The 2,513-nt window shown below is 73.8% G+C and carries 3 protein-coding genes; all 3 read left to right on the top strand.

Features of this window, described 5'->3' with window-relative positions; genetic code table 11:
• A partial coding sequence (locus ABT014_RS34385) for a phospholipase domain-containing protein (protein ID WP_350643777.1) occupies nt 1–621 on the top strand: 621 nt, incomplete at its 5' end.
• A gap of 213 nt (nt 622–834) precedes the next feature.
• Nucleotides 835–2,271, top strand: a complete 1,437-nt coding sequence (locus ABT014_RS34380) for an endonuclease/exonuclease/phosphatase family protein (protein WP_350643775.1) — start codon at nt 835–837, stop codon at nt 2,269–2,271.
• Nucleotides 2,272–2,312: 41 nt separating this feature from the next.
• Nucleotides 2,313–2,513 (top strand): alkaline phosphatase family protein (locus ABT014_RS34375; RefSeq protein WP_350643773.1); only part of this gene is annotated, 201 nt, incomplete at its 3' end.

Here is a 2,513-nt window from a genome sequence, read left to right as displayed (position 1 = left end):
GCCAACACCAACCTCCCCGCCGTCAAACTCCCCACCACCGGCACCCAAGCCCTCCCACCCCAGGAGCAGGGGGAGCGCCCCCACCGCAGGCTGCCGTACGGGCCGGGCGCCGAGGCCACCGTCGACCGCACCACCGGCGTGGTCACCTGCACCATGACCAACACGGGCACCGCGGGCTTCCCGTACACGGTCTACCCGAACATCGCCTTCCCGTTCGCGGGCACGCCGTTCACAGTCGCCCCGGCCGCCAGCAAGACCTACACCTGGGACGCCACCACCACCGACGGCCGCTACGACTTCACCGTCCACGGCCCCGACGGCTTCGTCCGCCGCTTCGCCGGCACCGTCACCAGGACCGGCCAGGACGACACCCCCGTCCCCTCGGTCGAGGCGATCGTCAACCGCAACAAGGTCGCGCTGCACCTGCACAACGACGGCGGTACCGAGGTGTCGTTCACCCTCACCCCGAACGACTTCGCCGGCCAGACCCAGACCGTCTGGGTCGCCGCGAACAAGCAGGCCACCGTCAACTGGCCGCTCGACAACGGCCGCTACGACGTGACCGTGACCGCCGCCAGCGGCACCCGGTTCGCCCGGCGCTACGCCGGCACCGTGCACTGACCCGGCCCGTTCCACCGGGGCCCCGCCGGCCGCCCGCCGGCGGGGCCCCGCGCCGTCCCGCCGCCGGATGCCCGGACAGCGCCACTTGTCTTGTCCTGCAAGGGAGTTACCGAGCTTCACGACGTCCGGTCATGCCCTGTTCACGCGCAGTACGCGGCCCTTAGGGTCAATGGTCGTCCAGTTGTACGACCAACTTGACCCTGAAGGAACCCCGTGGCCACAGGCAGCACGCTCGCCCTCAGCTCCACCGGAAGTCCCACCGAAGGGGACAAACTCACCTTCCACTGGACCACCAACGCCTCCGACACCAAGAACTGGGTCGGCATCTACGACGGCACCAGGCTCCCCGGCACCGGCTCCTCGCTGCTGTGGAAGTACACCCCCGGCGCCTCCGGCGACGTCCAGCTGGACACCTCGGCGCTGACCGGCGGCCCGTACACCGCGTACCTGCTCGCCAAGGACGGCTACGGCATCCTGGCGCAGAGCGCGCCGTTCACCTTCCGGCCGAAGCCCTCGGTCGCCCGCCCGCACGCCGTGGTCGACGTGGTCGCCGCCGCCCCGGTGACGCCCGGGTCGGCGGTCACCGTCAAGCTCGGCCGGCTCTGGATGCGCCCGGCGGGGAACCCGGCCGGCACCCCGGCGTTCCGCAAGATCAGCGGGGACTCCTGGCTCTCGGTCTCCGCCGACGGCACGGTGACCGGCACCGCCCCGGCCGCACCGCTCGCCCACCCGGCCCTGGTCACGGTCGGCGTCAAGGACAGCGCGGGCGCCACCGACACCGTCGTGGTGCAGGTGCCGGTGATCGCCCCGACCACCCCGCTGCGCCTGAAGGTCGCCGCCTGGAACCTCTGGGACGCCGGCACCCACGTCACCGACGCGCTGGAGAAGCAGCTGCGGGTGGTGCTCACCCAGGGCCTGGACGCGCTCGCCCTCCAGGAGACCGCCGGCACCAACGCCCAGGCGCTGGCCGACGCGCTCGGCTGGTTCGCCTACCAGAGCGCCGGCAGCGTCGGCATCCTCAGCCGCTACCCGCTCACCGCCGTCACGCCGGTGACCGCCTCGCTGCCCGCCGCCGCGGCCACCCTCCAGCTGCCCGGCGGGCGCCGGGTCCGGCTCTGGGCCGCGCACCTGAGCGAGACCGGGTACGGGCCGTGGGCCGTCCAGGACGGCTCGACCGCGGCCCAGGTCGAGGCCGCCGAGAACGCCTCCGTCCGGCTCCAGCAGGCCAAGGCGCTGGCCACCGCCGTCACGGCCGACCTCGCCGCGGGCACCGGCGTGGTGCTGGCCGCGGGCCTGGCCTCGCCCTCGCACCTGGACTGGACGGCCGCCACCGCGGCCACCCACAGCGGGGTCGGCCCGGTGAACTGGCCGGTCACGGTGGCCCTCCAGGGCGCCGGGCTGACCGACAGCTTCCGCAGCGCCCACCCCGATCCGGCCGCGGCCCCCGGCAACACCTGGTCGCCGACCCGCAAGGTGCGCGGCAGCAAGGCCGAGCCGCAGGACCGGATCGACCAGGTGCAGTTCGGCGGCCCGCTCACCCTGGTCGAGGCGCACACCCTGGCCACCGGCTGGCCGCAGGCCGATCCGAACACCGCCGGCAACGGCTGGCCCTCGGACACCGCCGCCGCCGTCGCCACCTTCACCCTCTGAACCTCCCCCACCGAAGCCCCCCTCCGAGAGGCCTCCCCCCGATGTCCGATCTCTCCCGCCGCACCTTCGTCGGCGCCACCGCGGCCGCCGGCGCCGCCGCCGTCGTCGGCCTGCCGTCCACCAACGCGTCCGCTGCCACCGCTGCCACGGGCTCGGTGGCGGATGTGAAGCACGTGGTGATCCTCATGCAGGAGAACCGCTCCTTCGACCACTACTTCGGCACCCTCAACGGCGTCCGCGGC

This window comes from Kitasatospora sp. NPDC094015, assembly GCF_040304075.1.
Lineage (GTDB): Bacteria > Actinomycetota > Actinomycetes > Streptomycetales > Streptomycetaceae > Kitasatospora.
The sequence above is the reverse complement of the archived record's forward strand: the minus strand, read 5'-3'. Positions and strand labels throughout refer to the sequence as shown.